This window comes from Noviherbaspirillum humi (genome assembly GCF_900188095.1).
In the GTDB taxonomy this organism is placed as follows: domain Bacteria; phylum Pseudomonadota; class Gammaproteobacteria; order Burkholderiales; family Burkholderiaceae_D; genus Noviherbaspirillum; species Noviherbaspirillum humi.
In genome coordinates, this window is the sequence record NZ_FZOT01000007.1 from 20,946 (window position 1) to 46,624 (window position 25,679).

A 25,679-nucleotide genomic window follows, 5' to 3' on the forward strand; every position below is an offset into this window, starting at 1 on the left:
ATGGATCCGCTGCTGTTCCTCGTACACCGCATCCCCTACCCGCCAAACAAGGGCGACAAGATCCGGTCCTACCATCTGCTCAAACATTTGGCCCGGCAATATCGCGTCTATCTTGGCAGCTTCGTGGATGATCCGAATGATTGGCAGTATGCCGACGCCGTCAAGGCGCTGTGTGCGGACACTTGTCTGCTCAACCTCGATCCGCGCATTGGCCGCTTGCGCAGCCTGACAGGCCTGGCAGCCGGCCGCCCACTCAGCCTCGACTACTACCGCAGCAACGCGATGCAGGACTGGGTGAACCGGGTAACGGCTGCACACAAGGTATCGCGGGTAGTCGTCTTTTCGTCGGTGATGGCACAGTTCGTGAACCGGCAAGCGAACGGACGGCTCATCGTTGATTACGTCGATGTCGATTCCGACAAGTGGACCCAATACGCTGCCAACAAGCGCTGGCCGATGCGTTGGCTGTATGCACGCGAAGGAAGGGAACTGCTGCGGTATGAGCGGCGGCTTGCGACTGAATGCGATGCCGCATTGTTCGTCTCGCAAGCCGAGGCTGGACTGTTCCGGGAACTCGCCCCGGAGAGCGCCAGCCGCATCGGCTTCTTCAACAACGGCGTGGATTGTGACTATTTCAGCCCCAACCGGGATTATGTCAATCCCTATGAAGCGCGCGAGTTGCCGATCGTCTTCACCGGCGCCATGGATTATTGGCCGAACATCGACGCCGTGCGATGGTTTGCGCGGGATGTTTTCCCTGCCATCCTCAAGCGCCACCCCAATGCGGTGTTCTATATCGTAGGCACGCGTCCTTCCAGCGATGTGCAGCTACTGGCGCAGTTGCCCAATGTCCGCGTCACCGGCGCAGTTCCGGATATCCGCCCTTACCTCGCCCATGCCCAGATGGCTGTCGCCCCTTTGCGCATCGCGCGGGGCGTGCAAAACAAGGTCCTGGAAGCCATGGCCATGGCCAAGCCGGTGATCGTCTCTCCCCAGGCCCTCGAGGGTATAGACGCCATGCCGGACCGCGATTTGCTGCTGGCAGCGAACGAAAAGGATTTTGTGGAAGCCGCATCACGGGTGCTTGGCACTGCACATGACGCAATCGGTGCGGCAGCGCGCGAATGTGTGCAAATGCGATACGGATGGGAACCCAACCTGGCAAGAGTGGATGCGGCGCTCGGGACTCCCGTCGCAGCGCGGAAAACCCGCCCCGGTGCGAATCAGGCGGCATCGGCGGGTGCATCTGTTCCGCAAGACTCCAGGACCATCGACGAAATAATGCCATGAACACTCTTGCCCACCGTAACAGCCCGGCCCTTATCTACGGCAGCGCACTGGCCGTGGCGCTGGCTGTCATCTTCGTCCTGTTTTTCGATACGCTGAAGTCGATCGTCGGTATCTGGAACAGTTCCGAGACGTTCGCGCACGGCTATGTGATTCTGCCCATCAGCTTATGGCTGGTGTGGCAGCGGCGCTCGACATTGGCGTCGACGCCCGTAACGCCTTATTGGCCGGCGTTGCTGCTGCTCTTAGGCACCGGTTTGGCCTGGCTGCTCGCCGACCTGGGCGGCGTCCAAGTCGTCCAGCAATACGCCGTCGTGGCGATGATTCCGATCACGGTCTTGGCGCTTCTCGGTAAGGAAATTGCGCTCGCCCTCGCCTTCCCATTGCTGTTTCTGCTCCTCGCCGTTCCGTTCGGGGAAATTTTCATCGACCCGCTGATCGGCTGGACCGCCGATTTCACGGTAACGGCGCTACGCGCAACCGGGATACCGGTCCTGCGCGAAGGGACGAATTTCATCATCCCGACCGGCAGCTGGTCGGTCGTTACCGCCTGCAGCGGCGTGCGCTACCTGATCGCGTCATTCACGCTTGGCTGCCTGTATGCCCATCTCACCTACCGGTCCCGTCTACGCCAATTCCTGTTCATTGTGCTGGCCATCGTCGTGCCCATCATCGCCAACTGGATACGCGCCTACATGATCGTGATGATCGGCCATCTCAGCGGGAATGAACTGGCCACAGGAGTGGACCACCTGATCTATGGATGGCTGTTCTTCGGATTGGTCATGCTGCTGATGTTCTGGCTCGGCTCCCTGTGGCGGGAAGCGCCTGCGGAAACGGCGGCGGCAGCGATGACGGATCGCGCAGCGATCCATCCGAACTCCGTGTCATCCGGGCGCCACGCCGCCGTGACCGCAGCAACCATCGTGCTGTGCCTGGCGTTATGGCCAGGCTATTCCCGTTACCTTGCTACAGCCGGACAAAGCGATAAGCCGGTGGCGATCGGCGCCTTCCGCACTACCTGGCAAACCGGTTCTGCATTCACCACCTGGCAACCTGCTTTCACCCAGGCCCGAGCCGGTTTCCGGCAGGTGTATGAGCATGATGCGCATCCCGTCGGCATCGACCTGCTCTATTACCGAAACCAGGATCGACGCTCCATGCTCATCACTTCCGCAAACCGCATGGTGGCCGAAGAAGATCCTGTCTGGCGCGTGATCGGATCAGAGCGGCGCCAGGAACAAATCGCTGGCACGCAACTGGCGGTGCGGGAGGCAAGGATAGAAGGCCCGGGACCGCGGATTGTCGTCTGGAGCTGGTACCGAGTCGCCGATCGGTTCGTCATCAGCGATTATGTCGGCAAGCTCTTGCAGGCCAGGTCCAAGCTGTTGATGCAGGGAGACGATGGCGCAGCCATCATGGTCTTCGCCCCTTACCAGGAGAACCCCGAGCAGGCCCGTACGGCATTGCGCGCTTTCCTGAACGATAACCTGGCAAGCGTCGACGCTGCCCTTGCCAGCAACAAATCAGCCGGATCGTCACCGGTGGCCACTGCGCGACAGGAGGTGGCCAATGAGCAGATCCGATGAACGTCCTTTGGTTGTCCACCTGGTATATCGCCTCGATTTCGGTGGGCTCGAGACCTTGCTCGTGGAATGCATCAACCGGATGCCGAGCAATCGCTACCAGCACGCGATCGTGTGCCTGACCGGACACACCCATTTTGCGGACAAGATTGCCCGACCGGACGTGGCCATCTACGATTTGCAGAAGCCACCCGGGCTCGCGCTCGGCGTGCACCTCTCGCTTTGGCGGCTGCTGCGTCGCCTGCGTCCGGCCATCCTGCATACCTACAACCTCTCGGCAATTGAATATGCATTCACCGCTACGCTGGCTGGCGTGCCGGTGCGCATCCACGCAGAACACGGCCGGGATGCGGCCGATCCGCATGGCTTGAATCGCAAGCACAATTTGCTGCGGCGGCTGTTGGTACCCTTCGTCGACTGCTACGTGCCCGTGTCACGCGACCTGCAACGTTGGCTCAAGGAGGTCGTGCGCATCCCCGATGGCAAGAACGCCATGATTGACAACGGCGTCGATACCGAGCGCTTTTCTCCTGCAGTGAAAGACATGTCTGCTCCTCCAGCGGAAATCGTCATTGGCACTGTCGGACGCATTCAGGATGTAAAAAACCATGCAGCGCTGATCGACGCATTCGTTGAACTCCGGAAGAAGTTGCCTGATTACCGCACCCGACTTCGTCTGGTGATCGTTGGCGACGGGCCGCTGCTTCCCCAAATCCGCCAGAAGGTCGCGGACCTCGGGATTGAAGACGTCGTGACGCTGCCCGGCGCCCGTACCGACATCGAGGACTGGATGCGGCGCTTCACCATTTTTGCACTTCCTTCGATCGCCGAGGGCACCCCCATCACGATTCTTGAAGCGATGGCAAGCGGCCTTCCCGTCGTGGCCACCCACGTCGGCGGCATTCCCGAGATCGTGAACGACGATGTCACCGGCACCTTGGTGAATCCAGGCGACACGAAGGCGCTGGCCAATGCGCTCGCCGCCTATTGCCTCGACCCGGCGCTCATCGTCGATCACGGACAGGCAGGCCGCAATCAGGTGGAGAAACATGGGAGCGTTTCCGCAACCGTCAGCGCCTATACAGCGCTTTACGATTCGCTTTGTCAGAAAAAGTCTGTTTTCAGGGAGCCCGTTAGAGCATGTGCGGAATAGTCGGCATTTTTGATATGCGGGGCAAGCGGGACATTGACCGCCAGGTCCTGGCAGGCATGAACGAGTCCCAGCACCATCGTGGCCCCGACGAAGGCGGCTTGCATATCGAGCGCGGTGTCGGCCTGGGTCACCGGCGGCTCTCCGTCATCGATTTGTCCTCAGGACAGCAACCGCTGTTCAACGAAGATGGCAGCGTGGTCATCGTCTTCAATGGCGAAATCTACAATTTCCGGTCACTGATGCAGGAATTGCGGAACTTGGGTCACCAGTTCCGCACGAATTGCGACACCGAAGTCATCGTGCATGCCTGGGAACAATGGGGCGAAGACTGCGTGAAGCGTCTGCGCGGGATGTTCGCCTTTGGTATCTGGGATCGCAACCGGAAAACCTTTTTCGTTGCCCGTGACAGGATGGGGATCAAGCCGCTCTACTATGCCTTTTTGCCGGACGGCCAGTTTCTTTTCGGGTCCGAATTGAAGACGCTTCTGGCTCACCCAGGCATGCAACGGGTCATCGATCCGTGCGCGGTTGAAGAGTACTTTGCCTATGGCTACGTGCCGGAGCCTCGTACGATCTATCGCGATGCCTGCAAGCTTTCCCCGGGACATACGCTCTGCATGCGGGTAGGCGAACAGCGTCCTGTGCAGAAGCCATACTGGGATGTGCCGTTCCGCCCTCACGCACCAGCCGCAGAAAAAGACGTTGCGCACGAACTCGACATCCGCTTGCGTGACGCAGTTCAAAGCCATATGGTGGCCGATGTCCCGTTGGGCGCGTTCCTTTCCGGTGGCGTCGACTCAAGCGCAGTCGTCGCCCTGATGGCTCAAGCGAATAGCGAACCGGTGAATACCTGTTCGATTGCCTTCGACGATCCCAACTACGACGAATCCGAGTACGCACAACAAGTGGCGAAGCAATATCGTACCCGGCACTATAGCGAAGTGGTGGACAAGGACGACTACGATCTGATTGACACCTTGGCCCGCCTCTATGACGAGCCGTACGCGGACAGCTCAGCCATTCCCACCTACCGAGTTTGCCAGCTGGCACGCAAGCGGGTGACCGTAGCGCTGTCCGGAGATGGCGGAGATGAAAACTTCGCCGGCTACCGGCGCTACCGTCTCGCCATGGCGGAGAACCGGGTGCGTTCACTGATGCCTTCCGCGCTGCGCAAACCGTTGTTCGGCACCTTGGGCAAGCTTTACCCCAAAGCTGACTGGGCGCCCCAGGTCTTCCGTGCCAAGACGACTTTTGAAGCCCTCTCGCGCGATTTGGTAGACGGTTATTTCCATGGCGTTTCAACGATGCCAGACCGCGTGAGAGCGCAGCTGTTCAGCCAGAAGTTCAAACATCAGTTGCAAGGCTACCGCGCCATCGAAGTCATGCGGGAGCATGCATCAAGGGCGCCGACGGACGATCCTCTTGCCTTGATCCAGTACCTGGACATGAAAACCTGGCTGCCGGGCGACATTCTGACCAAGGTCGACCGGGCCAGCATGGCGCATGCGTTGGAAGTGCGTGTTCCCCTGCTTGACCACGAACTTGTTGAGTGGATATCCGGCCTGCCATCAGAAATGAAACTCAAAGGCGCAGAAGGAAAACACATCTTCAAGAAGACCTTGGAGCCCTTGCTGTCGCGCGACATCTTGTATCGCAAGAAAATGGGGTTTTCGATCCCTTTGGCTTCCTGGCTGAGAGGTCCTTTGCGGGACCGTGTACGCAAGGCCTTGCTCAGCGAGCGAATGGCAGACTCCGCTATCTTCGACATGGGCTATATCCGGATGCTGATCGACCAACATCAGTCAGGCCAGAATGACCATAGTACTGCGCTCTGGTCGTTACTCATGTTTGACGCTTTCCTTGCCAATACGACGCCTGCACGTCCTGACCAAGTGGCCCGCGCAGTCAAGCAATCACAGCTTGTCGACATCACATAGCAAACATTTAACAGCGCTAATTGTGGAATGCCACAAGCCAGCTTTTTTCGACCGCCCTCGCATTGAAGCAGCGCAACACATCTGTTACATTACAAAAAGTTACCTTCAAGAAGGCAATGGCATATGGAAACAATAGCAGTCGTCGGACTAGGGTATGTAGGGTTACCTCTAGCAGTAGAGTTTGGTAAAAAACATAAAACGATTGGATTCGACCTCTCGCAAAAAAAGATCGATAGCTACCGCAAGTACATCGACCCAACGGGTGAAGTTGATTCTTCATCGTTACGCGCAGCGACCAAGCTGACCGTTACTTCAGATCCTTCAGCGCTTGCCGAAGCCGACTATATTGTTGTCGCAGTTCCCACGCCAGTCGACATAGCACATGTCCCTGACTTCTTACCGCTGACGAGCGCCAGCGAGACCGTCGGAAAGCACATGAAGCGCGGCGCAATTGTCGTGTTCGAGTCAACGGTCTATCCCGGTGCGACCGAAGAAGTCTGTGTTCCCGTGTTAGAGCAGTTCTCCGGCATGAAATGGCAAGCGGATTTCAATGTCGGCTATTCTCCAGAACGAATCAACCCTGGAGACAAGGAGCGCACTCTCACCAACATCCGTAAAGTCGTGTCCGGAGATAATGACAGCACGCTGGAGCGGGTTGCATCCCTGTATGAAAGCGTCATCACCGCCGGCGTGTACAAAGCACCCAGCATCAAAGTCGCGGAAGCAGCGAAAGTCATCGAGAATACTCAGCGGGACTTGAATATCGCGCTGATCAACGAGCTCTCCATTATTTTCGACATGCTAGAGCTCGACACATCTGAAGTGTTGAAGGCCGCAGGCACGAAGTGGAATTTCCTGCCTTTTCGGCCTGGACTGGTTGGCGGACACTGTATCGGTGTCGACCCCTATTATCTGACGCATAAAGCGACAATGATCGGCTACCACCCCCAGGTGATTCTTGCGGGCCGACGAATCAATGATGGCATGTCAAAGTTCGTTGCCGAAAAAACCATCAAGGAAATCATCAAAGCAGGCTTTCCTGTCAAAGGGTGCAAGGTGAACGTGTTGGGCCTTACGTTCAAGGAAAATTGCCCAGACCTGAGAAATTCTAAGGTGGCTGACCTGATCGCTGAATTGCAATCGTATGGCGTGGACGTCTACGTTCACGATCCCTTGGCCGACCCGGCCGACGCGGAACATGAATACGGCTTGCAACTGCATGAATGGAGCGACCTGCCTCAAGCTCACGCGCTGGTCGCAGCTGTCTCCCACCAAGAGATTCTGGGACGTCCGCTTGGCGATCTGATGGAAAAAATTCAACCCAACGGGTGCTTTATCGATTTGAAGTCGCAATTCGACGCGGCCGGTTTACGCGAGGCGGGTCTAAGTGTATGGCGCTTGTAAAACATAGCTAAGAAAATCACAAAAATGCAAACCTACCAGGCACAGCAACAAAAGTTACGAGAAAAGCCCCGTCGTTGGCTTATCACAGGCGTCGCCGGCTTTATTGGGTCCAATCTTCTCGAAACCTTGCTGCGGCTTGAGCAAACTGTTGTCGGACTGGATAACTTCAGCACAGGCCATCGACACAATCTGGATCAGGTCCGGGAGTCGGTTGGCTCAAAGCTTTGGAAAAATTTTGAGCTCATAGAAGGCGATATCCGGGATCCCGTTGTCTGTCATCGAGCAAGCACCGGCGTGGATTTCGTGTTGCATCAAGCGGCCCTTGGATCGGTTCCGCGTTCCATCAAGGATCCAATAACCACGAACGCAGTCAACATCGCCGGTCATCTCAACATGCTTGTGGCTGCAAGAGATGCTGGCGTAAAGCGGTTCGTATATGCAGCCTCGAGTTCTACCTACGGCGACCACCCTGGCTTGCCAAAACGCGAAGACGTAATCGGTAAGCCGCTGTCCCCCTATGCAATTACCAAGTACGTCAATGAACTCTATGCCGGAATTTTTTCCAGCACGTATGGGTTGGAGCAGATTGGTTTGCGTTATTTCAATGTCTTCGGAAGGCGGCAGGATCCCGAAGGCGCGTATGCGGCAGTCATCCCACGGTGGGCGGCAGCTATGATCAAAAACCAGCCGATCGTCATTTTCGGTGATGGCGAAACGACGCGTGACTTTTGCTATATCGACAATATCGTCCAGGCCAATATCCTGGCCGCTACGGTTGACTCTAAGGACGCAGTCAACCAGGTGTACAACGTTGCTCTGAGCGATCGCACCACGCTTAATGAGCTGTATCGAACCATGAAAACGCTTCTCTCGGAGCGCTATCCGCACGTTGAGAACCATGAACCGGCGTATGAAGATTTTCGAAAGGGAGACATTCGGCACTCACAAGCGGACATTTCGAAAGCCCAGACATTATTGGGATATCAGCCAACGCATCGAATAGCCGATGGATTGAAAGAAGCAATGGCTTGGTACCAGCAAAACCTATCCATGATGCGCCGCTGACCATTTATCCGGTCATCAACGCCACCGAAGCCAGCGTAGCCTTTGAGTTCTTTGCCGCGTGAGACGGTTTTGATGAAGCAAACGATGCGCCACTTTACGGGATGGATGGACCGCGTGCTACCTGGCTTCCAGGCAGACAAGATGATCCATCGGCACGAAGAAAGCCACGAAATTAAAAATCGAGCTTTTTTCAAAGATTTGCGTGTCGAAACCCGGCGATGACGTGAGTCGGGAAAAAAATCGCAGGTGGAAGCTAATGCATCTGTGCGAACCAACCAAGCAAATGTAGCAATCGCTTGATGAACTACGCGGCAAAGTACGGGAATCCATGAAGAGTCCAAAGTGAAAATACTTACATTCACCACCCTATTCCCAAGCTCAGTCCGCCCGAATCATGGGATTTTTGTTGCAACAAGACTCAAGCAACTCATCAGTACAGGGGAAGTACAGGCACAAGTCGTTGCCCCGGTTCCGTGGTTTCCCTTTACACATCAGGCCTTCGGCAAATACTCGGTTTTTGCAAGCACACCAAAGCATGAGACCCTGATCAATTTGCAGGTCCATCACCCGAGATATTTCCTTCCACCGAAAATCGGAATGAACATCGCGCCATTGCTATTGGCGCAGGCTGCCAAACCGACTCTCAAGCGAATCCTGGAGAGTGGGTATGACTTCGACCTGATTGATGCGCATTATTTCTACCCGGACGGCGTGGCCGCGGTTCTGTTAGGAAAATACTTCAATAAACCCGTCACCATCACGGCGCGGGGTTCCGACATCAATCTCTTGCCCAAGTATCGGTGGCCGCGGAAATGGATTCATTGGGCGAGTTCAAGGGCGAGCGCAATGATCACCGTATGCGAAGCGCTGAAACAAGAAATCGGGCGGTTAGATGTGGATGAATCGCGAGTCATCACCTTACGCAATGGGGTAGATCTAAAAAAGTTCTATCCGCCGGAAGACCGTGAGACAGAACGCGCTCGCCTAGGACTAAATAACTTCACATTGTTATCGGTCGGTAATCTGATTCCACTCAAGGGCCACCATCTTGTGATCGAGGCCGTCGCGCAGTTGCCTGAAGTTACTCTGCTTATCGCTGGAAACGGCCCGGAAAAAACGGCACTTGAAAACTTGGCAAGAAAGCTTGGCGTCAACGACCGAGTCAAGATACTCGGCTCGATTCCACATGACCAATTACGACAGTATTACGGCGCCGCGGACGCACTCGTTCTTGCTTCGAGCCGTGAAGGATGGGCCAATGTCTTGCTCGAATCCATGGCATGCGGAACGCCGGTGCTCGCCACAAATGTCTCCGGAACGCCTGAAGTCGTTACTGCGCCGGAAGCAGGCTCCTTGATTAACGAGCGGAGCGTGGAAGGCATCGTCGGCGCGGTTAAAACCTTACGCACTACGACACGGGACCGGATCAAGACAAGGCAATTCGCGGAGCGCTTCAGCTGGGATGAAACCACGCAGGGCCAACTCCAGCTGTTCAACCGGATATTGGGAAGCCGCACATCGTGAAGATCTTGTACCACCACCGCACGAAATCCAAGGACGGGCAATACGTCCACATCGAAGAAATGATCGATGCTTTGCGTTCGCAAGGACACGAAGTGATCGTGGTGGCACCACCTGGTGCAAGCGATCAAGAATTCGGCTCGGACGCCGGTTTCGTTACGAAGCTAAAGCAAGCCCTGCCGAAATGGGCCTATGAGCTTTTAGAAGTGAGTTACTCGTTTCTGGCTTACCGTCAGCTAGCTAAGGCGGTTAAGCAGCATAAGCCGGACTGCCTATATGAACGCTACAACCTTTTCATGCTGGCAGGCATTTGGATAAAGAAGCGGCTCCGGCTACCAATGCTCCTCGAGGTGAACGCCCCTATCTTTGAAGAGCGATCAAAATATGACGGTTTAGCGCTGCAACGATTCGCGCGTTGGGCCCAAGGCTACGTTTGGCGAAACGCCGATTTCACCCTACCCGTAACTGGCGTTCTCGGGGACATTGTTGCCTCCTATGGCGTCGCACGTGAGCGTATTGCCGTCATTCCGAATGGCATTAATCAGGACAGGTTCAGCCGCGCACCATCTCTTACACAAGCTAAACAAGATCTAGGCCTTCAGGACAAACTGGTCCTAGGGTTCACCGGCTTCGTCCGCGAGTGGCATGGCATGGACAAAGTAATCGACCTCATTGCTGGCGATCCAGCCGATTCAGCACGCCACCTTTTGATCGTTGGTGATGGGCCTATTCGCCAAAGTCTTGAAGACCAAGCAAGACGCTTGGCCATCGCAGACCGCGTCACCTTCACCGGAATTGTCAGCCGCGACGAAGTTGCTCGCTATGTCGCAGCATTCGATATAGCGCTGCAACCTGCCGTTGTCTCATACGCATCGCCACTGAAATTATTTGAATACTTGGCTCTTGGTAAAGCCGTCGTCGCACCCGATCAACAAAATATTAAAGAGATCCTGGAAGATAACGGCAATGCCCTGCTATTCGATCCGAATGACAGCCATGGCCTCGCGAAAGCAATTGGCGTGCTTTCGGAAGACATAAACCTGCGCAAAAAAATCGGCGACAACGCGAAAAAAAGTATTGACGAAAAACAGCTTACTTGGACCGCAAATGCGTCGCGGGCGGCACAGCTCTTCCAGCGACTAGAGACACATGCGTGATTTAATAATTTTCGTTGCCATCTTTGGCTCGATTCCATTCATTTTCAAACGTCCGGCAGTTGGCGTCATCGTCTTTACCTGGATCAGCTTGATGAACCCGCATCGGTTGACCTACGGTTCAGCGTATGCATTTCCGTTTGCAGCATTAATTGCAGCCGTAACACTTTTGTCAGTCGTGTTTTCTCGTCAGCCTAAACAATTCCCCTTGACGCCAGTAACAACAATACTGTTAATTTTTATCGGGTGGATGAATTTCACGAGTCTCTTCGCTCTCGAACCGAACCTCGTCTGGGTCGAATGGGAACGTGTCATGAAGACTTTGTTCATGATCTTGATCGCGATTGCAGTATTTCACTCCGAAAAAGACATTAAGCAATTCACTTGGATCGTCGCCATGTCGCTTGCTTTCTACGGGCTCAAAGGCGGCATCTTTACTGTACTTTCTGGCGGATCTTATAGAGTTCTCGGCCCGGATGGCAGCTACATTGCAGAAAACAATTCCTTGGCACTTGCACTCGTGACGATTCTTCCACTCGTTTGGTACTTGCGTCTGCAAGCCGCCAATAAATGGATGAAAAGAGCGCTTACAGCAATTGTAGTGTTCACTGCCATTTCAGCGATGGGGTCTTACTCTCGTGGAGCGTTGCTTGGTGGCGCAGGCATGATGGCATTCCTATGGATGAAAAGCCATAAGAAAGCTCAAACATTAATTGTATTGGTACTGGCGGTACTTTTAATATGTATCATCATGCCGGATCAATGGTTTGCGCGCATGCAAAGCATAGACGACTATCAGAAGGATGGATCGGCACTTGGCCGCATCAACGCCTGGCATTTTGCCATTAATATCGCTACCGAACGTCTAGTGGGCGGAGGCTTCAATGTTTTCACGCCAAACATGTTCATGCAATATGCGCCCGACCCCAGAGACTTTCACGTAGCACATAGCATTTTTTTCCAAGTCTTGGGTGACCATGGCGCGATCGGCCTGGTCCTATTCGTACTTCTCATGATTTTTTCCTGGCGAACCGGAACCCGCGTTATCCGTGCGACCCGAGATCAGGAAGAACTGAAGTGGGCAAATGATTTGGCTAAGATGTGCCAGGTTTCCATCGTTGGATATGCAATTTCTGGCGCGTTTCTGTCTCTGGCTTACTATGACTTATATTACAACATCATCGTCATTCTCATAGTATTGGAAAAGGCATATGCCTCGAAGCCGAATCGAATAGCTTCCCAATTGCATCCAACGGAGTACGCCAGAATCGTAACATCGGTCCGGTGAAATAGTTTTTATGAGTGATTTACCGTACAACAATCGAACGTAGATTATAAAGTGAATACAATAAATAGCCTCGTTTCTAAGGGACTAATTTCCCTTCTCTCCCCTTCAGGGAGCCGGGGCAAGCTATCGGTTTTGTTATTCCATAAGGTGCCTGTACACGCGGATCCGTTAATACCCGATGAACTTTGCATGGAACAGTTCGAAAATATTCTCGATTTTTTAACAGACACCTGCACTGTTCTACCGTTGTCTGATGGAATTAGGCGACTAAAAAATAGAAGCTTACCAAGTCGCGCCGTAGCGCTTACCTTTGACGACGGCTATTGTGAATGGCTAGACAACGTTAGCCCAGCATTACACAAAAGGAACTTGCACGGCACTTTTTTTGTCACAACCCAGCAACTTACAGGTACCTCCCTCTGGCATGAACGTATCATTGCCGCTGTAAAAGCTCTGCCACGTGATGAACTGATTCTGCCCTATGGATTCGATAGCTTTAAGGCACTACACACGGTTCAACATCGCATTCAACTTGTTAGTCTGCTTCATGAAAGGCTTAAATATGCTTCGATCAGCGAGCGAATTACGGCAATCGAACTTCTAGAAAAACAAGCAGCGGGTCCACTGGAATTGCCCAAAAAGTTTACAAAAGAAATGGTAAGGCAGCTAGCCAGTAAAGGTTTTGAAATCGGCGCTCATACAATTCAGCATCCAATTCTGAACGAATGTAGCCAAGAAGAAGCCAGAAACGAGATCGGCGGTTCAAAAGAGGTTTTGGAAGAAATCACTAGGGGCAAAATATCATTATTTGCATATCCGAATGGACGCCCGCTGAGAGACTATAACGCTAACCATATCCGAATTGTGAAAGATTGTGGTTACACGGCGGCGGTGACAACTGGTAGCGGAGCCGCATGTGTGGGTACAGACTTATTTGAATTGCCTCGCATTTCACCATGGGCTAGTGGGCATAGACAAATCGCTTATCAAATAACCAGGAACCTCGCGAGCGAAGTCAAGAAGTCCCTGCCTTTCCCAATTTTTACTAAAAAGAAGCCCAGCACAGACGTCCGTTGTCTGCTTATCGCCAGCACCTTTGCGCCGATCCATGGCGGTTCCGCAGTAGTGTATCAAAATATTTGTAAGCATATGCCTACAGGCAGTATAAGGGTGTTATCCGCTCGCAGGAATTATTTAAACGAACAGGCAATTTCCGGATGGCACGAGCACGATACTAAAGCGTCTTATCCGATTGACAGAATAGATCTATTGCGACCTCCAATGGCACCGCCACCGGCAAACGTATTTGTGTCATTGTACCGACTTGTTTTAAAAGATATTCCCCTATACGCCAAGGTACTATTTGCAGCTTGCAAAATTGTTCACCACAGCGGCATCAATGTCATTTGTATTGGCGAGCTGGTAACAGGAGGTTGGCTAGCAATAGCATTGAAAAAGATTTTTGGCTGCAAGGTAGTTATTTACGTTCATGGCGAGGAAATTACGACTGCTACACCCGGAAGATTGCACGGAAATAGACGGCGCACATATTTGTCAGCAGCCGACAAGGTTATTGCAGTCAGTTCATTTACGTGTGACTCACTTACTCGATTGATGAAATTACCCGTTTCGTCGCTATGTTTAATACAAAACGGAGTAGATACGGATCGATTTTCGCCGGCCGATAAAGACTTTGATATCATTAAAAGATTTGGCCTCGCTGAGAAAAAGATAATTCTAACTGTAGGGCGTCTTGTGCCTCGAAAAGGTATAGATATGGCTGTAAGAGCAATCAAGCATGTTAAAGAAAGCCATCCAGACATTCATTATTTGATCGTTGGCCAAGGTCAAAGCGAATCGGAACTGAAAAAAATCATCGAGGAAGAAGGGGTTGCGAATTATGTAACTTTAGTCGGCAATGTGTCGGACGCTGCTTTAGTCAAGTACTTCCAGACGTGTGATATCTTTGTCATGCCAAATCGAACGATGCCCGATGGTGACACTGAGGGTTTTGGTCTGGTATTTCGAGAAGCAAACGCATGTAAGAAGCCGGTTATTGGTGGACGCGCCGGTGGCGCTGTAGAAGCAGTGATAGATGGAGAGACGGGGCTATTAGTCGATGGAAATAGCCCGAAAGATATTGCTGAGGCTTTAGCCCGCCTGCTAAGTGATTCTGATTTACGTGAGAGTATGGCGCAAAAAGGATTACAGCTTGCACTGGCTCATGATACTAAATCAGTAGCCGAAAAATTCTACAAAACTTGTCAGCGCATGCTTCATTCGTAATCTATAACGAGTTAAGTAGACTAATAGGTTATGGCATCCATTCGCAAGTCACTCTCGATTCATCTTTTATCGAACACCGGCTCAATTGCTATTCAATTTTTGGTAAGTTTGCTTCTAGCTCGCCTTCTGACGCCAAGCGAAATAGGAATCTTCTCAATCACTGTGGTTTTCGTTAACATTGCCCACATTTTCCGGGAATTTGGTGTTAGCACTTATCTGCAAAGAGAACCCGAATTAAGTCCCGAGAAAGTACAGGCTGCAACTACGGTCGTCCTTTGTTCCTCATGGACTATTGCGTTGATGCTTTATCTATGTAGTTCGGTCATTGGAAATTGGTTCAAGGAACCACAAATTACTAATGTATTAAAAATACTAGCAGCTGGGTTTGTTTTCATCCCATTCGGGTCCGTAACGGAAGCGTTACTGACTCGTGAACTCGCTGCTGATAAGCAAGCCATTGTCAATGCAGTTGGCATTTTTGCTTTTTCATCCAGCGCTTTGATTTTCGCGTCAATTGGCTTTGGTGCGGAAAGCTTAGCTTGGGCAAATTTCCTAAATATTTTGGCAACTGGACTAGCCTATGCTCCATTCAGGCCAAAGCGCTTTCCGGTTTCAATCAAGCTTAGATTCGATAGGAGTGTATTAAGGTTTGGCGCAGGTTCATTAATTTACCATTGCGTATGTTCAGTTAATGATGCATTGTCTGATCTCATGCTGGGTCGTTTAGCAAACTCTACTGATGTCGGTCTTATGAGTCGTGCCAACTCTACCGTCTCAATTTTTTCTTACGTCGCTGGTTCCACTGCAAACTATGGCGCACTATCTTACCTCTCACAGGCGAACCACCGAGGCGAATCAATTATTCCGGTACTGCGCAAAGCAACCGCAATGTTGACTGGATTAGGGTGGCCTGCATTAGCAGTAACAGCTATCTTTGGTAAAGATTTAGTGAACACCTTGTATGGCACTTCTTGGTTATCTTGCATTCCAGCCATTACCCCTTTGTCTATCGCAGCTGCAATTTCAATGGTATTTCATTACAGTTCTATCGGAATAACAGCTGTTGGCCATCCCTATCTACAAGTTTTACCGATAACTGCGCTAGTTATTTTAAGAATAGCTTTCGGATACTGGTTGTTTGATCAGACCTTAGGTTCATTTGCCTGGTCAATTTGTTATGCGACCATCTTCTCTTTACCCCTCTTTTTTCTACTGCAGCGTCGCGTTCTCCATTATCGTTTCCGAGATTTATATTTGTCGAGTTACAAAAGTTTTGTAGTCGCTGGTCCTTGCCTTGCAATAACTTATTCCTTAGATCAAATTATCCCGGAGTCTGTTCCTTCCCTTGCCCGTTTGACTATAGTTATTCCTACTGTGACAGTTATTTGGTGTATTTCCGTTTTTCTTATCAAGCACCCTCTTGCCGTCGAGATTCAAAATGCGATCAGACGTATCAACGCCTTCAAGTTGCAAAGCTAACCGTCAAGTAGCGGTTTAAGAACAAAATCTAATTTACCTATGTTGCCATACAAGCACGTACATTCAGCATGCCGGATTGGAGACTTTGGGAGCAAAGTTATATGTTTAACTTGAGTAGCCGAAGAATATTAATCAGTGTACTTAACTGGAATTGCAGTGAGGCGACCGCCGCCTGCGTCCGCTCGATATTATCGCTCGACAACGCTGGCAACCATCAACTCGATCTCGTAGTAATTGACAATGGCTCGAACGCGCCAGATTGGGCGCGCCTGCGCAGCAACATCGCCGGTTTGCCTTTGACTCTGCTTCGCAACGAAGTCAATCAAGGCTTCGCAGGTGGCCATAACTTATCGCTCAAGCGCGCGATCGACACCAGTGCCGACTACGCGTGGCTGGTCAACAGCGACGCGATCGTCAAGCCGGCTTCGCTAGACCAGCTAGTGACGTTGATGGACACCGATCCGGAATGCGGTGCGGCATCGCCAGTGATTCTCGCGCTGGAGGACGAAAGCTTGATAGACTTTTGCGGGGCCCGTCATGATTGGGAAGCGCAAGCATCGGTAAGCTCCACTTCGATCGAGGCGACTCGTCAGATGGAAGCCCTCTACCGGCGAGACATGTGGCTGATGGGCGCCGCACTGTTCCTGCGTGTAGCGGCTCTGCGCAAAGTGGGCTTGCTCGACGAAGCGTATTTCGCCTATTTTGAAGATAACGACATCTGCGCACGCCTGTCAGCGGAGGGTTGGTACTGCAGGATGGCTTACGATGCCGTAGTCCTACATAGTCACCCGCGCCTGCGGATGAGTGATAAGGGCGCTTATTACTTTTACCTGATGGCAAGGAACTCTTTTAAGTTCTGGTACCATCACACGCCGCCGCCCTTTCGCCACATGCTGCGACTGAAGTTAATCGACCGAGCGATCCTGGTTGCCAACCGGCTGCGCAACAGTGGCTACTACGCTAAAAGCGATGCCTGCCTGCTCGGCGTGTACGATGGCCAGATTGGGCGCACGGGCGCCTGGGACCTCCAACGCAAGGTGCCGTGGATCGTCAAAGCGCTACGCCGCCTATTGTGGCGCAACCATTCCCTCCACTTCCGGCCTGGGGACGCCTGAGCCGTCTGTCCATCCCTTTCCACTAACGTCAAGCTCAGCATGGCGGGTAGACAATGAGCCAAAAACAACCAACATTCTCGGTCATTATTCCGAACTACAACAATGGCGCGACCTTAGGACGCGCCATCGAGTCAGTACTGGCGCAGACTTATCCTGCCAAGGAAATCATCTTGATCGACGACGGCTCAAGTGACGATTCGGCCGTGGTGGCGGCGACCTTTGGCAATAGAATTCGCTACGTGCGTCAGCAGAATGCCGGTGTCTCTGCCGCGCGCAACTACGGAGCGCGCCTAGCGAGTGCCGAGTGGCTGACATTCCTTGACGCAGACGACGTCTACCTTCCGGAACGACTGGCCGCGCATGCGCGCTGGATCGCGCGCGAGCCGGACGTCGATTTCTTGTTTGCTGATCAGGAGTACCAGCGGCCGGACGGCAAGTTGCTGCGGCGCGCGATAGATTCTTCGGCCAGCGGGCGTAGCTTACTGGCGCAACACCCCGACCGGACCGAGATTCCAATAACACAAGCCGATTTCGAGCAGTTCATCGCCGATGGCTTTGCAGAAATTCGCACGTTGTCGGTGCCGCGTGCGACTTTTCTCAAACTTGGAGGCTTCCCGTTCGATCACAGGATTGGCGAGGACCTATACTTTTTCATTCGCTTATGCGCAGTCAGCCGTAAGGGTGGCGTAATCAACGTTCCGTTAGCGATTTATTACATTTATCCAGAGAGCGTACTCCGCAAAGATCCGCTGGGGGCGCAGCGCGCCTACGTAGCTACCCTTGAATCGCTTGCGGCAGAACTGCGCACTGCACCCCATGGGCTGCGCCGCGGCTGGCGCGCTAAGGTGCGCCATGGGAGGTTGAGTTTGGCCTACATGTATTTACGCATGGGCTGCAAAAGCGAGGCATTGGCGGCAGTCACACCGCTGTTACTGCGTAATCCGTCGTTTGAGTCTCTGCGCGACGTTGTTTCAATTATACGGGGCATGCCTTGAGTGGACAAAAGTTCTTAGGCATAGGGTTGTGCGAGACATCACTTTGCAGATAGTAAAAATTTAAAACCTCGAAACTTCCTAGCTAACAGCAATGCCAATCGACACCTTATGCAGCACCGCGGCGTACAGCCGGGCATCTAGAAAAGCGTGAACCGTCCATGACCAATCTGCGTCGCTCCCTAATAATCAACTTCTTCTCGTCGTCGGGTGCCGCGCTAATGCAGTTCTTCGTCAGCGTGGCACTCGCACGCATGCTCAGCCCACGCGAGATTGGCGTGTTCTCAATGACCGCGGTGTTCGTGACCGTGGCGCACATGTTCCGCGATTTTGGCGTTGCCAATTACATCCAACGCGAACCAAACTTGACATCGGACAAGATCCGTTCAGCAATCGGAGTAATGTACACTACATCTTGGTCGCTGGCGCTAATCATGTTCTTGACCAGTCCCCTGCTTGCCACTTGGTTCCACGAACCGGGCATGGTACCTGTCATGCGCGTGCTCGCGCTGGGCTTCGTGATTGTTCCATTTGGCTCGCTTACCCACTCGATGCTGATTCGTGAACTCGCTGCGGATAAGCAAGCCTACGTCACTGCAGCTGGAACCATCAGCTATTGCGTCAGTTGTCTAATCCTTGCAGCGTTCGGCTTTGGCACGATGAGCTTGGCGTGGGCTAACCTTATCAACATCTGCACCTGCGCCTTGGCTTACGTTCCGTTGCGCCCGAAAGAAATGCCGTGGCTGCCCTCATTGCGCCATTGGCGCGAAGTCGTGCATTTCGGTATTGGCTCCATGATGACCAATTGCGTCGATGCAATTAACGGCGTGATACCAGACACTCTACTGGGCAAGCTAGGTGGCGCACATCACGTCGGACTATTCAGCCGCGCAAACTCTACCGTCTCTATATTCAATTATGCTGCCGGCAACACAATCACTTATGGTGCGGTGTCTTACCTCTCCCAAGCCCATCATCGTGGCGATTCTCTAGTTCCGGTGCTGCGCCGCGCCACAAGGCTTCTAACCGGCATTGGTTGGCCCGCCTTTGCCCTCTCGGCGGTGCTAGCGCGTGACTTGGTTGTAACATTGTACGGCCCCAATTGGGCCGACAGCGCGCCAGCGGTAGCACCGCTGGCAATGGCGGCCGCCATCACTATGCTATTCCAGTACACACCAAGCGGCCTGACCGCGGTAGGCCGACCCTATCTAGGCGCGCTGCCGCTGACGGCTGTCCTTTTTAGCCGGATCGCTTTTGGCTACCTACTGTACGACGGCTCGCTGGTCGGGTTCGGCTGGGCCGTCTGCTTGGCAACCGCAGCTTCGGGTCCGGTGCAAATTTATCTGCAGAGCCGTTATCTGAACTTTAGTCTGCGCGATTTGTGTAGTGCAATAACGCCCAGCGTCGTGGTCACGTTCATCTGCCTGCTAACCGGCAAGACCTTCCAATTATTATTACCACAAACGACGCCAGCGATTGTTCGACTGCTGTTGATTGGGCCGCCAATGGTTGCAGTTTGGTACGTTGCCTTGCACATCGCCGGGCATGAACTGGCCGGCGAGGTGAACCAACTTGCTAGAGGCTTCAAGACCCGACTAGGGCGTCTAGTGCGCTTGACGTAACAGTACCATTTGCTGGCAATGCATTACCCTTTGTCGATCAGTCGCGGCACGATCTATCCAGGTGCCACGTCGGCAAAACGCAACTGAATTCAAAACTCCTGGCATCCGAGATGCCGATCAATTTTACCGTCTGAGAAACTGGCGCATTCCGCGGCAGACTCATTAACATCGACACACGGCGTTTTTTCTCTTTTCTGTACTTCAGGATGTCATTTCTCTTCTCCTCTAAAGTGTATAAAGGTACATCTATTGGAGGCGTCAACCATTTTGACGGAGAAAAATGGACAAAACCTTAAGGACGATAGACATATACTAATAGTTGTATTAACCTTAAGAAAATGAGGGGATGCTATGCATTGGCTTAAAGAGAAATTTGAACTGTCACGTGGTCAGATCAATTTGCAACCAATGGAAGGAATGCGTGGCTTCGCGGTTTTACTTGTTTTTATGGTCCATTACGCCACGCTGGTAAAGCCGTGGATTCGCGAAGATACATCGGTCCATTCTTTGTTGGAGGCTTTACATACGATTGGTAATGCCGGGGTCGATCTTTTCTTTGTACTAAGCGGTTATTTGATTTATGGCTCCCTACTCGCTAGAAAGCAGACTTTCTTCGAATTCATAACACGCCGAATACAGCGGATTTATCCTACCTTCATTGCCATCTTCGTTGTTTATCTAACATTGCTTGCTTTTTTTCCGGCGGAGAGCAAAATTCCGAAGGAAGGAGCAATACTATATTTAGTCCAAAATTTCCTGTTGCTTCCGGGACTATTTCCAATTGAGCCCTTGATCACCGTCGCATGGTCGCTAAGCTATGAAATGTTTTATTACCTAGTAATGCCGGTGACCGTGACGGTAATCGGTCTTCGGTCACGCGGCCGCATATGGCGTATTTGCTTTATTAGTACGGTAGCGATTGTGACGACGAGTTACTGTGTTTTATTCAGCGGGCCCATCCGGCTGAATATGTTTATAGTAGGCATCTTGTTATATGAGTCAATCAAAAGCGGTCAGATAAGGCAGTCCAGTGGACTAATGGCACTATTGGCGCTAACGAGTGCATTGTTTGCGACGCTCATGCACGGATATATTGAGATTGGCTTTATGTTTGTGGGGTTTTATCTATTCTGTCTCCATTGCTTTCTCCATCCGACTGACTGGCTAGCTCGAGCATTTAGCTGGGCGCCAATGCGGTTGTTAGGAAATATGAGCTATTCATATTACTTACTCCACGGGCTAGCACTTAAGGCCGGTTTCCTCGTACTGTCAAAATTTAAGATTACTCAAGGAGAAATTCTATTTTTTGGATTATTACCAGTGATGTTCGCACTAACAATAGGAGCGTCGGTCGTCCTTTTTCTAGTAATCGAGCGACCTTTGTCGCTGACACCAGTTAGGAATACCAAAGAGCCAATCCCCCAAGCAGCACAATCCAGTTAAAGGCCGGCTTTCTAAAGATTTGCACTCTATACCATTGCGCTATCACTTCGTTGTAATGAATGGAAAATTTTATCGGTACATTAACTAACTTCGCAGAATTGAAGTGACAGACTTTAGTAGATCTGCTTTAAGATTACTTCCGATTTTATTTCACTTTTTATGGCTTTTATTCGCGAGTTCTTTAACTTAGTGTGTTAATTACATTGAGGCTAATAAAGTACCTATTTGCAAACTCCACTTTATTTTCTTCAAGAGATAATTGCAGAATCTCAACATTCTGAATGTAATAACATAGCACTGCCAAAAATTTGTATTATCCGCAAAAAATGAATTCAATGAGCGCAGTCAGCAAATTCGACAAACAGTACAATTCTCGTGCCATCGACGCCTTACGAGGCTATGCCATCCTGTTTGTCATCTGCATGCATGTACTGGATCATGTACCGTCGCTGGTATGGCCCGCTAAGCGACTCCTTTTACTCGGCACTCACGGCGTACAGCTCTTCTTCATTGCCTCGGCCGTGACGCTGCTGATGTCGTGGAGTCGAGAGCAGGACCACCTACTAGCCCCCAGGACTAGACGCTTTCTGATAAATCGGTTCTTTCGCATTGCACCGCTTTATTTTTCGGCTATCGTTTTTTACTGGTTCTTCGAAAATGTTCAACTTGTTAACTTCAGTACCGAGAAATTGCTTGCCACGTTGCTTTTCTATAACTCTTGGAGCCCATACTTGATCCCGACCGTAGGAGGATGGAAGACAGTACCCGGCGGTTGGAGCATCAGCGTGGAGTTTATGTTTTATTTATTATTTCCCCTGCTGGCCCAGACAGTCACGACGCTGCGACGCGCTGTACTGTTCCTTGCAATATCATATGCCGTTATGCTGGGCGCATCAATTTACGGCCAGCACCTGTATCCAGAAATTAGTCTCGAAGCGCGCGAAAACTTCCTGTTTTACTGGCCGCCGAACCAGTTAGTAGTTTTTGCACTTGGCTTTGTGCTCTATCGTGCGATCAAATCTAGCGCGGTCTCGGCGTGGGTACAACGATCTTTACTTAATGCTAACAACGTCACGGTTCTTCTCTCGTTAGCTTTATTATTGGCCCAGTTTCACCCTGGAAAAGTCGTGCCGCTGCTCAACTTTTTGTTACCTAAACACCTGTTGTTATCACTGCTGTTCACAAGCTGGGCCCTCTTCTTAATTCTTAAGCCGTCAAACATAGCAGCTCCTAAGATAGTCGGCAGTATTGGAAAGATGAGTTTCAGCATCTATTTAATTCATTTTGCCACACTAGCAGTCGTTAGTCCGCTGCTTGCCAGAGCCTGGCCCCTCCCGACTACGGGCGTAGCATCCATTTCATATGTCTTCGTCCTGCTAGGCTTAGCGGTACTGATATCTTACCAAGTGGCACGCCACACATACCGACTTATCGAAAAGCCGTTCATCCAATACGGGAAATCACTTTTCATTGGGGGTTCGACTTTGTTCCCAAGGACCAAGTGATCGAGCAACAAGGGCATTCAGTTCAAATGCCTGTCTATAAAAATCTAGCAGAATTTGAAATCGGTGGTCCACTGGTTTTTCCAGTGTGTCGTATGGAGAGACAAAAGAGCTCGCGAACTGGGTAGTGATGATCTATGGCAAATCGTCCGACCGTCAATAACGGCTCGATCGGTTCCATATCGCATCATTCGTGCGCAAGCCCTGATCTGGATTTGCTAACTTCATCGCTGCATCTGCGGATTGAAACGCAACAGGCTTTGACAGGCTCTGCAGCCATCCTATGCCATCTTCCACACCTACCGGAAAAAGCTGTAAGTCCACACGTCTTGGCTAGGTACGCTTGGTTCTACTTTTCGCAGGGCCTGGATCTGCTCAGATTGATTACGACTAATGGCCTTTGGTTAGGGCTTTTGAATCATGCCAACTCAACACACTATTAAACCGGCTCTGATGTAAAAAATGGGGCAGGTTCTGAGTGGCAGAAGAAACGACGAATCCAAACGGTGGACGGGTTAGGGCAATCGTATGCACCCACAGTGTCGCAAAAACTTACACAATAATCTACCTAAGCATTAAATCATCACAAAATCATAGTGTTATCAGCCTGGCTCGGTCATTGCTTGAATGTCTTTAAAGCGTTATTTGTTGCGTGTTTCATTAGAACTTTTACGGCTTCGTTCTTGCAAACAGTATCGTAAGGAGCGCTTCAGCGCAATTGATCATGGCTTTTGAAATTGAAGAAAATCGTGTTTCACGCCTACCATATAGGACTGACATTGACGGGCTTCGTGCCTTCGCTGTCATTTCGGTGATCCTCATGCACATCGATAAATCACTACTTCCCGGTGGATTTGTAGGCGTAGATATCTTCTTCGTTTTATCTGGTTTTCTTATTACTGGATTAATTCTTAAAGATTTGGATTGCGGACGCTTTTCGTTCGTCCAGTTCTATTGCCGAAGGATAAAGCGGATTGCCCCGGCAGCCTTGGCTGTAATCTTAGTATGCGCAACGCTCGCACATTTCCTCATGATGCCAGACGATGCTAGGGAAACAGCAAAGGCTGCAGTTTGGTCAGTAGCATCGCTAACTAATGTGTACTACAGCCTTTTCCGTGATACTGGATATTTTGCACCAAGCAGTGCCGAATTACCGTTGCTTCATCTATGGTCGCTGGGGGTCGAAGAGCAGTTTTATCTGCTGTGGCCACTTTTACTTGTGGTTCTCTATCCGCATCTAAAGAAAAGTTATTTTTTACTACTTCTAAGTCTTATAGCACTCGGTTCGTTCTTTCTCGGAGAGATACTCTTTCCGGTATATCCGTCCCTTGTTTATTTTCTCTTACCTACGCGTGCTGGGGAATTGATTGTCGGTGCCTTAGTTTATTTTGCCATTCACGGTAAAGTTGAAGCGCGATTTGGAAGCAAAGGGGCTACTCCAATAGCCATCTGCGGCGCTAGTTTATTGACGATATCAGTATTTATGCTAAACGAAGGTCAAGTTTTTCCCGGCTTACGTGCCATGGTTCCTACCCTCGGCACAGGAATGTTACTTTTCGCCGGGCACCTTGGTGAAAACCCAGTTAAGCGTATTTTATGTTTTAAACCCCTTGCAACTCTCGGACTTATCTCATATTCAGCGTATCTCTGGCATTGGCCAATCCTTGCTTTCTATCGATATGGATATGGTCAGCCGGGTGCCGTAGCAGGCACAATAATTTTTGTCCTAACGATCTTTCTAGCTTACATATGTTACTTTTATATTGAACGGCCGGCGAGAAATGTAAAGAATATTTCCTATCCGTTGGTATTCAAGTGGTATCTCACCGCGTCTTTCTCTACATTTACTATTGCTATATTACTTGTTTATCCTGGGACTCTCATAAATAAAATATGGACGACGAATTTTGAAGTTATTTCAGCGAAGGTGTTAGCAACAGAGATTCCACCCACAGAATATGAGTACGTTTGTCTACGGAAAACATTGACAATAGTTGATGCCAGTGATGGGCGCTGTGTAATTGGCGATTTCCGATCGGCGAGACCACCGGCGTTGCTATGGGGAGATTCAAATGCCGCACATTACGTGGGAATGGTTGGATACTTCGCCAGCCATAATAACTTCACCGTGCGAAATCTAGCCGCTGGCACGTGTCCACCAATACTTGGAGACAAACTGCGTCAGTATGTTAGTAGAACTCGTGAACCGCATTGCTTAGCTTCTCAAGCAGTAGTCATTGAGGCTCTCAAGGCAACTGAAGTGGTAATCATTGGAGCAGCTTGGAATTTCTATGAGGAGTACGGGACTGATTTTTTGACCGATTTTTTCGCTACTGTTCGTCAACTAACGGACGCGGGGAAAGAAGTGGTAATCATTGGGAAAATTCCCGAAATTGATGGATTTGACCGATATTGCAAGGTAAAAGCTTTACGTTATCCGCTCTTATATTGCAACGCGGTTAAAAGTTCGGTATCAAAAGAAGTTTTGAATATAAATGAGCGTTTGAAGCGATTCGCTGAGATGAATAGGAAGGTACATTACTTTGATCCAGTGCGTTATATATGTCCCAATGCGTCGTGCTCGACGCACCTATCTGATGGCATCCAACTTTACTTTGATAGGAGTCATATATCAATACCAGGTTCTTGGAGACTGGGAGAGGTGATTTATGCTACTGAAGGAGTACCGGAGGCATTTCGTTCTGCGTATGCGCAAAAACTTCATCTTTCGCCGGTGGAACCATAAATCAAGAAAGCTTATACTCCTGAGAGCCTGTTTGAAAGAACGCAAAAAGCGAGGTAAGCTGTCATTTTGAGGTGTGGATACCACAAGATGGATGACCAT

At 51.1% G+C, this 25,679-nt stretch carries 17 protein-coding genes; all 17 read left to right on the forward strand.

Annotation, left to right across the window (positions count from 1 at the left end):
- The 17 genes from CHB88_RS12240 to CHB88_RS12320 all read left to right on the forward strand — a co-directional run bounded on the left by CHB88_RS12240 (window position 1) and on the right by CHB88_RS12320 (window position 25,580).
- Entirely contained in the window at window positions 1–1,290 is a 1,290-nt protein-coding gene (locus CHB88_RS12240; RefSeq protein ID WP_089399618.1) for a TIGR03087 family PEP-CTERM/XrtA system glycosyltransferase, read from the forward strand.
- A complete protein-coding gene (gene xrtA, locus CHB88_RS12245) occupies window positions 1,287–2,876 on the forward strand; it encodes an exosortase A (protein WP_089399619.1) in 1,590 nt (529 codons plus the stop codon). The genes CHB88_RS12240 and xrtA overlap by 4 nt, the downstream gene beginning before the upstream one ends.
- Entirely contained in the window at window positions 2,860–4,026 is a 1,167-nt protein-coding gene (locus CHB88_RS12250; protein ID WP_089399620.1) for a TIGR03088 family PEP-CTERM/XrtA system glycosyltransferase, read from the forward strand. Before xrtA ends, CHB88_RS12250 begins: the two co-directional genes overlap by 17 nt.
- Window positions 4,014–5,963, forward strand: coding sequence for an XrtA/PEP-CTERM system amidotransferase (locus tag CHB88_RS12255; protein ID WP_089399621.1), 1,950 nt, complete (start codon window positions 4,014–4,016; stop codon window positions 5,961–5,963). The genes CHB88_RS12250 and CHB88_RS12255 overlap by 13 nt, the downstream gene beginning before the upstream one ends.
- Before the next feature lie 123 nt (window positions 5,964–6,086).
- Window positions 6,087–7,367, forward strand: coding sequence for a nucleotide sugar dehydrogenase (locus CHB88_RS12260; RefSeq protein WP_089399622.1), 1,281 nt, complete (start codon window positions 6,087–6,089; stop codon window positions 7,365–7,367).
- A 24-nt stretch (window positions 7,368–7,391) separates the two neighbouring features.
- Complete coding sequence (locus CHB88_RS12265; protein ID WP_089399623.1) at window positions 7,392–8,432, forward strand: SDR family oxidoreductase; 1,041 nt, start codon at window positions 7,392–7,394, stop codon at window positions 8,430–8,432.
- A 342-nt stretch (window positions 8,433–8,774) separates the two neighbouring features.
- Window positions 8,775–9,956, forward strand: coding sequence for a glycosyltransferase family 4 protein (locus CHB88_RS12270; protein ID WP_089399624.1), 1,182 nt, complete (start codon window positions 8,775–8,777; stop codon window positions 9,954–9,956).
- A complete protein-coding gene (locus CHB88_RS12275; RefSeq protein WP_089399625.1) occupies window positions 9,953–11,110 on the forward strand; it encodes a glycosyltransferase family 4 protein in 1,158 nt (385 codons plus the stop codon). The genes CHB88_RS12270 and CHB88_RS12275 overlap by 4 nt, the downstream gene beginning before the upstream one ends.
- A complete protein-coding gene (locus tag CHB88_RS12280) occupies window positions 11,103–12,395 on the forward strand; it encodes a putative O-glycosylation ligase, exosortase A system-associated (RefSeq protein WP_089399626.1) in 1,293 nt (430 codons plus the stop codon). Before CHB88_RS12275 ends, CHB88_RS12280 begins: the two co-directional genes overlap by 8 nt.
- Before the next feature lie 189 nt (window positions 12,396–12,584).
- On the forward strand, window positions 12,585–14,681 hold the full coding sequence (locus tag CHB88_RS12285) for a glycosyltransferase (protein WP_089399627.1): 2,097 nt from the start codon (window positions 12,585–12,587) through the stop codon (window positions 14,679–14,681).
- Window positions 14,682–14,711: 30 nt separating this feature from the next.
- Window positions 14,712–16,160, forward strand: coding sequence for an oligosaccharide flippase family protein (locus tag CHB88_RS12290; RefSeq protein WP_089399628.1), 1,449 nt, complete (start codon window positions 14,712–14,714; stop codon window positions 16,158–16,160).
- 101 nt (window positions 16,161–16,261) lie between these two features.
- Complete coding sequence (locus CHB88_RS12295) at window positions 16,262–17,275, forward strand: glycosyltransferase (protein WP_176442434.1); 1,014 nt, start codon at window positions 16,262–16,264, stop codon at window positions 17,273–17,275.
- Window positions 17,276–17,328: 53 nt separating this feature from the next.
- Entirely contained in the window at window positions 17,329–18,270 is a 942-nt protein-coding gene (locus tag CHB88_RS12300; protein ID WP_089399630.1) for a glycosyltransferase family 2 protein, read from the forward strand.
- A 158-nt stretch (window positions 18,271–18,428) separates the two neighbouring features.
- Window positions 18,429–19,889 (forward strand): oligosaccharide flippase family protein, encoded by a 1,461-nt coding sequence (locus tag CHB88_RS12305; RefSeq protein ID WP_089399631.1) that lies wholly within the window; start codon window positions 18,429–18,431, stop codon window positions 19,887–19,889.
- 351 nt (window positions 19,890–20,240) lie between these two features.
- Window positions 20,241–21,332, forward strand: coding sequence for an acyltransferase family protein (locus CHB88_RS12310; RefSeq protein WP_089399632.1), 1,092 nt, complete (start codon window positions 20,241–20,243; stop codon window positions 21,330–21,332).
- A gap of 335 nt (window positions 21,333–21,667) precedes the next feature.
- Window positions 21,668–22,837: an acyltransferase family protein gene (locus tag CHB88_RS12315; protein ID WP_176442435.1), complete on the forward strand. Its 1,170-nt coding sequence runs from the start codon at window positions 21,668–21,670 to the stop codon at window positions 22,835–22,837.
- 721 nt (window positions 22,838–23,558) lie between these two features.
- A complete protein-coding gene (locus CHB88_RS12320; protein ID WP_143131230.1) occupies window positions 23,559–25,580 on the forward strand; it encodes an acyltransferase family protein in 2,022 nt (673 codons plus the stop codon).
- The last annotated feature ends 99 nt before the right edge of the window (window positions 25,581–25,679 follow it).

What these genes read in the sequence shown, in the direction of transcription:
- CHB88_RS12240 (WP_089399618.1), top strand. Translation starts at nt 1, where the DNA reads ATGGATCCGCTGCTGTTCCTCGTACACCGCATCCCCTACCCGCCAAAC.
- xrtA (WP_089399619.1), top strand. Translation starts at nt 1,287, where the DNA reads ATGAACACTCTTGCCCACCGTAACAGCCCGGCCCTTATCTACGGCAGC.
- CHB88_RS12250 (WP_089399620.1), top strand. Translation starts at nt 2,860, where the DNA reads ATGAGCAGATCCGATGAACGTCCTTTGGTTGTCCACCTGGTATATCGC.
- CHB88_RS12255 (WP_089399621.1), top strand. Translation starts at nt 4,014, where the DNA reads ATGTGCGGAATAGTCGGCATTTTTGATATGCGGGGCAAGCGGGACATT.
- CHB88_RS12260 (WP_089399622.1), top strand. Translation starts at nt 6,087, where the DNA reads ATGGAAACAATAGCAGTCGTCGGACTAGGGTATGTAGGGTTACCTCTA.
- CHB88_RS12265 (WP_089399623.1), top strand. Translation starts at nt 7,392, where the DNA reads ATGCAAACCTACCAGGCACAGCAACAAAAGTTACGAGAAAAGCCCCGT.
- CHB88_RS12280 (WP_089399626.1), top strand. Translation starts at nt 11,103, where the DNA reads ATGCGTGATTTAATAATTTTCGTTGCCATCTTTGGCTCGATTCCATTC.
- CHB88_RS12285 (WP_089399627.1), top strand. Translation starts at nt 12,585, where the DNA reads ATGGAACAGTTCGAAAATATTCTCGATTTTTTAACAGACACCTGCACT.
- CHB88_RS12290 (WP_089399628.1), top strand. Translation starts at nt 14,712, where the DNA reads ATGGCATCCATTCGCAAGTCACTCTCGATTCATCTTTTATCGAACACC.
- CHB88_RS12295 (WP_176442434.1), top strand. Translation starts at nt 16,262, where the DNA reads ATGTTTAACTTGAGTAGCCGAAGAATATTAATCAGTGTACTTAACTGG.
- CHB88_RS12300 (WP_089399630.1), top strand. Translation starts at nt 17,329, where the DNA reads ATGAGCCAAAAACAACCAACATTCTCGGTCATTATTCCGAACTACAAC.
- CHB88_RS12305 (WP_089399631.1), top strand. Translation starts at nt 18,429, where the DNA reads ATGACCAATCTGCGTCGCTCCCTAATAATCAACTTCTTCTCGTCGTCG.
- CHB88_RS12310 (WP_089399632.1), top strand. Translation starts at nt 20,241, where the DNA reads ATGCATTGGCTTAAAGAGAAATTTGAACTGTCACGTGGTCAGATCAAT.
- CHB88_RS12315 (WP_176442435.1), top strand. Translation starts at nt 21,668, where the DNA reads ATGAGCGCAGTCAGCAAATTCGACAAACAGTACAATTCTCGTGCCATC.
- CHB88_RS12320 (WP_143131230.1), top strand. Translation starts at nt 23,559, where the DNA reads ATGGCTTTTGAAATTGAAGAAAATCGTGTTTCACGCCTACCATATAGG.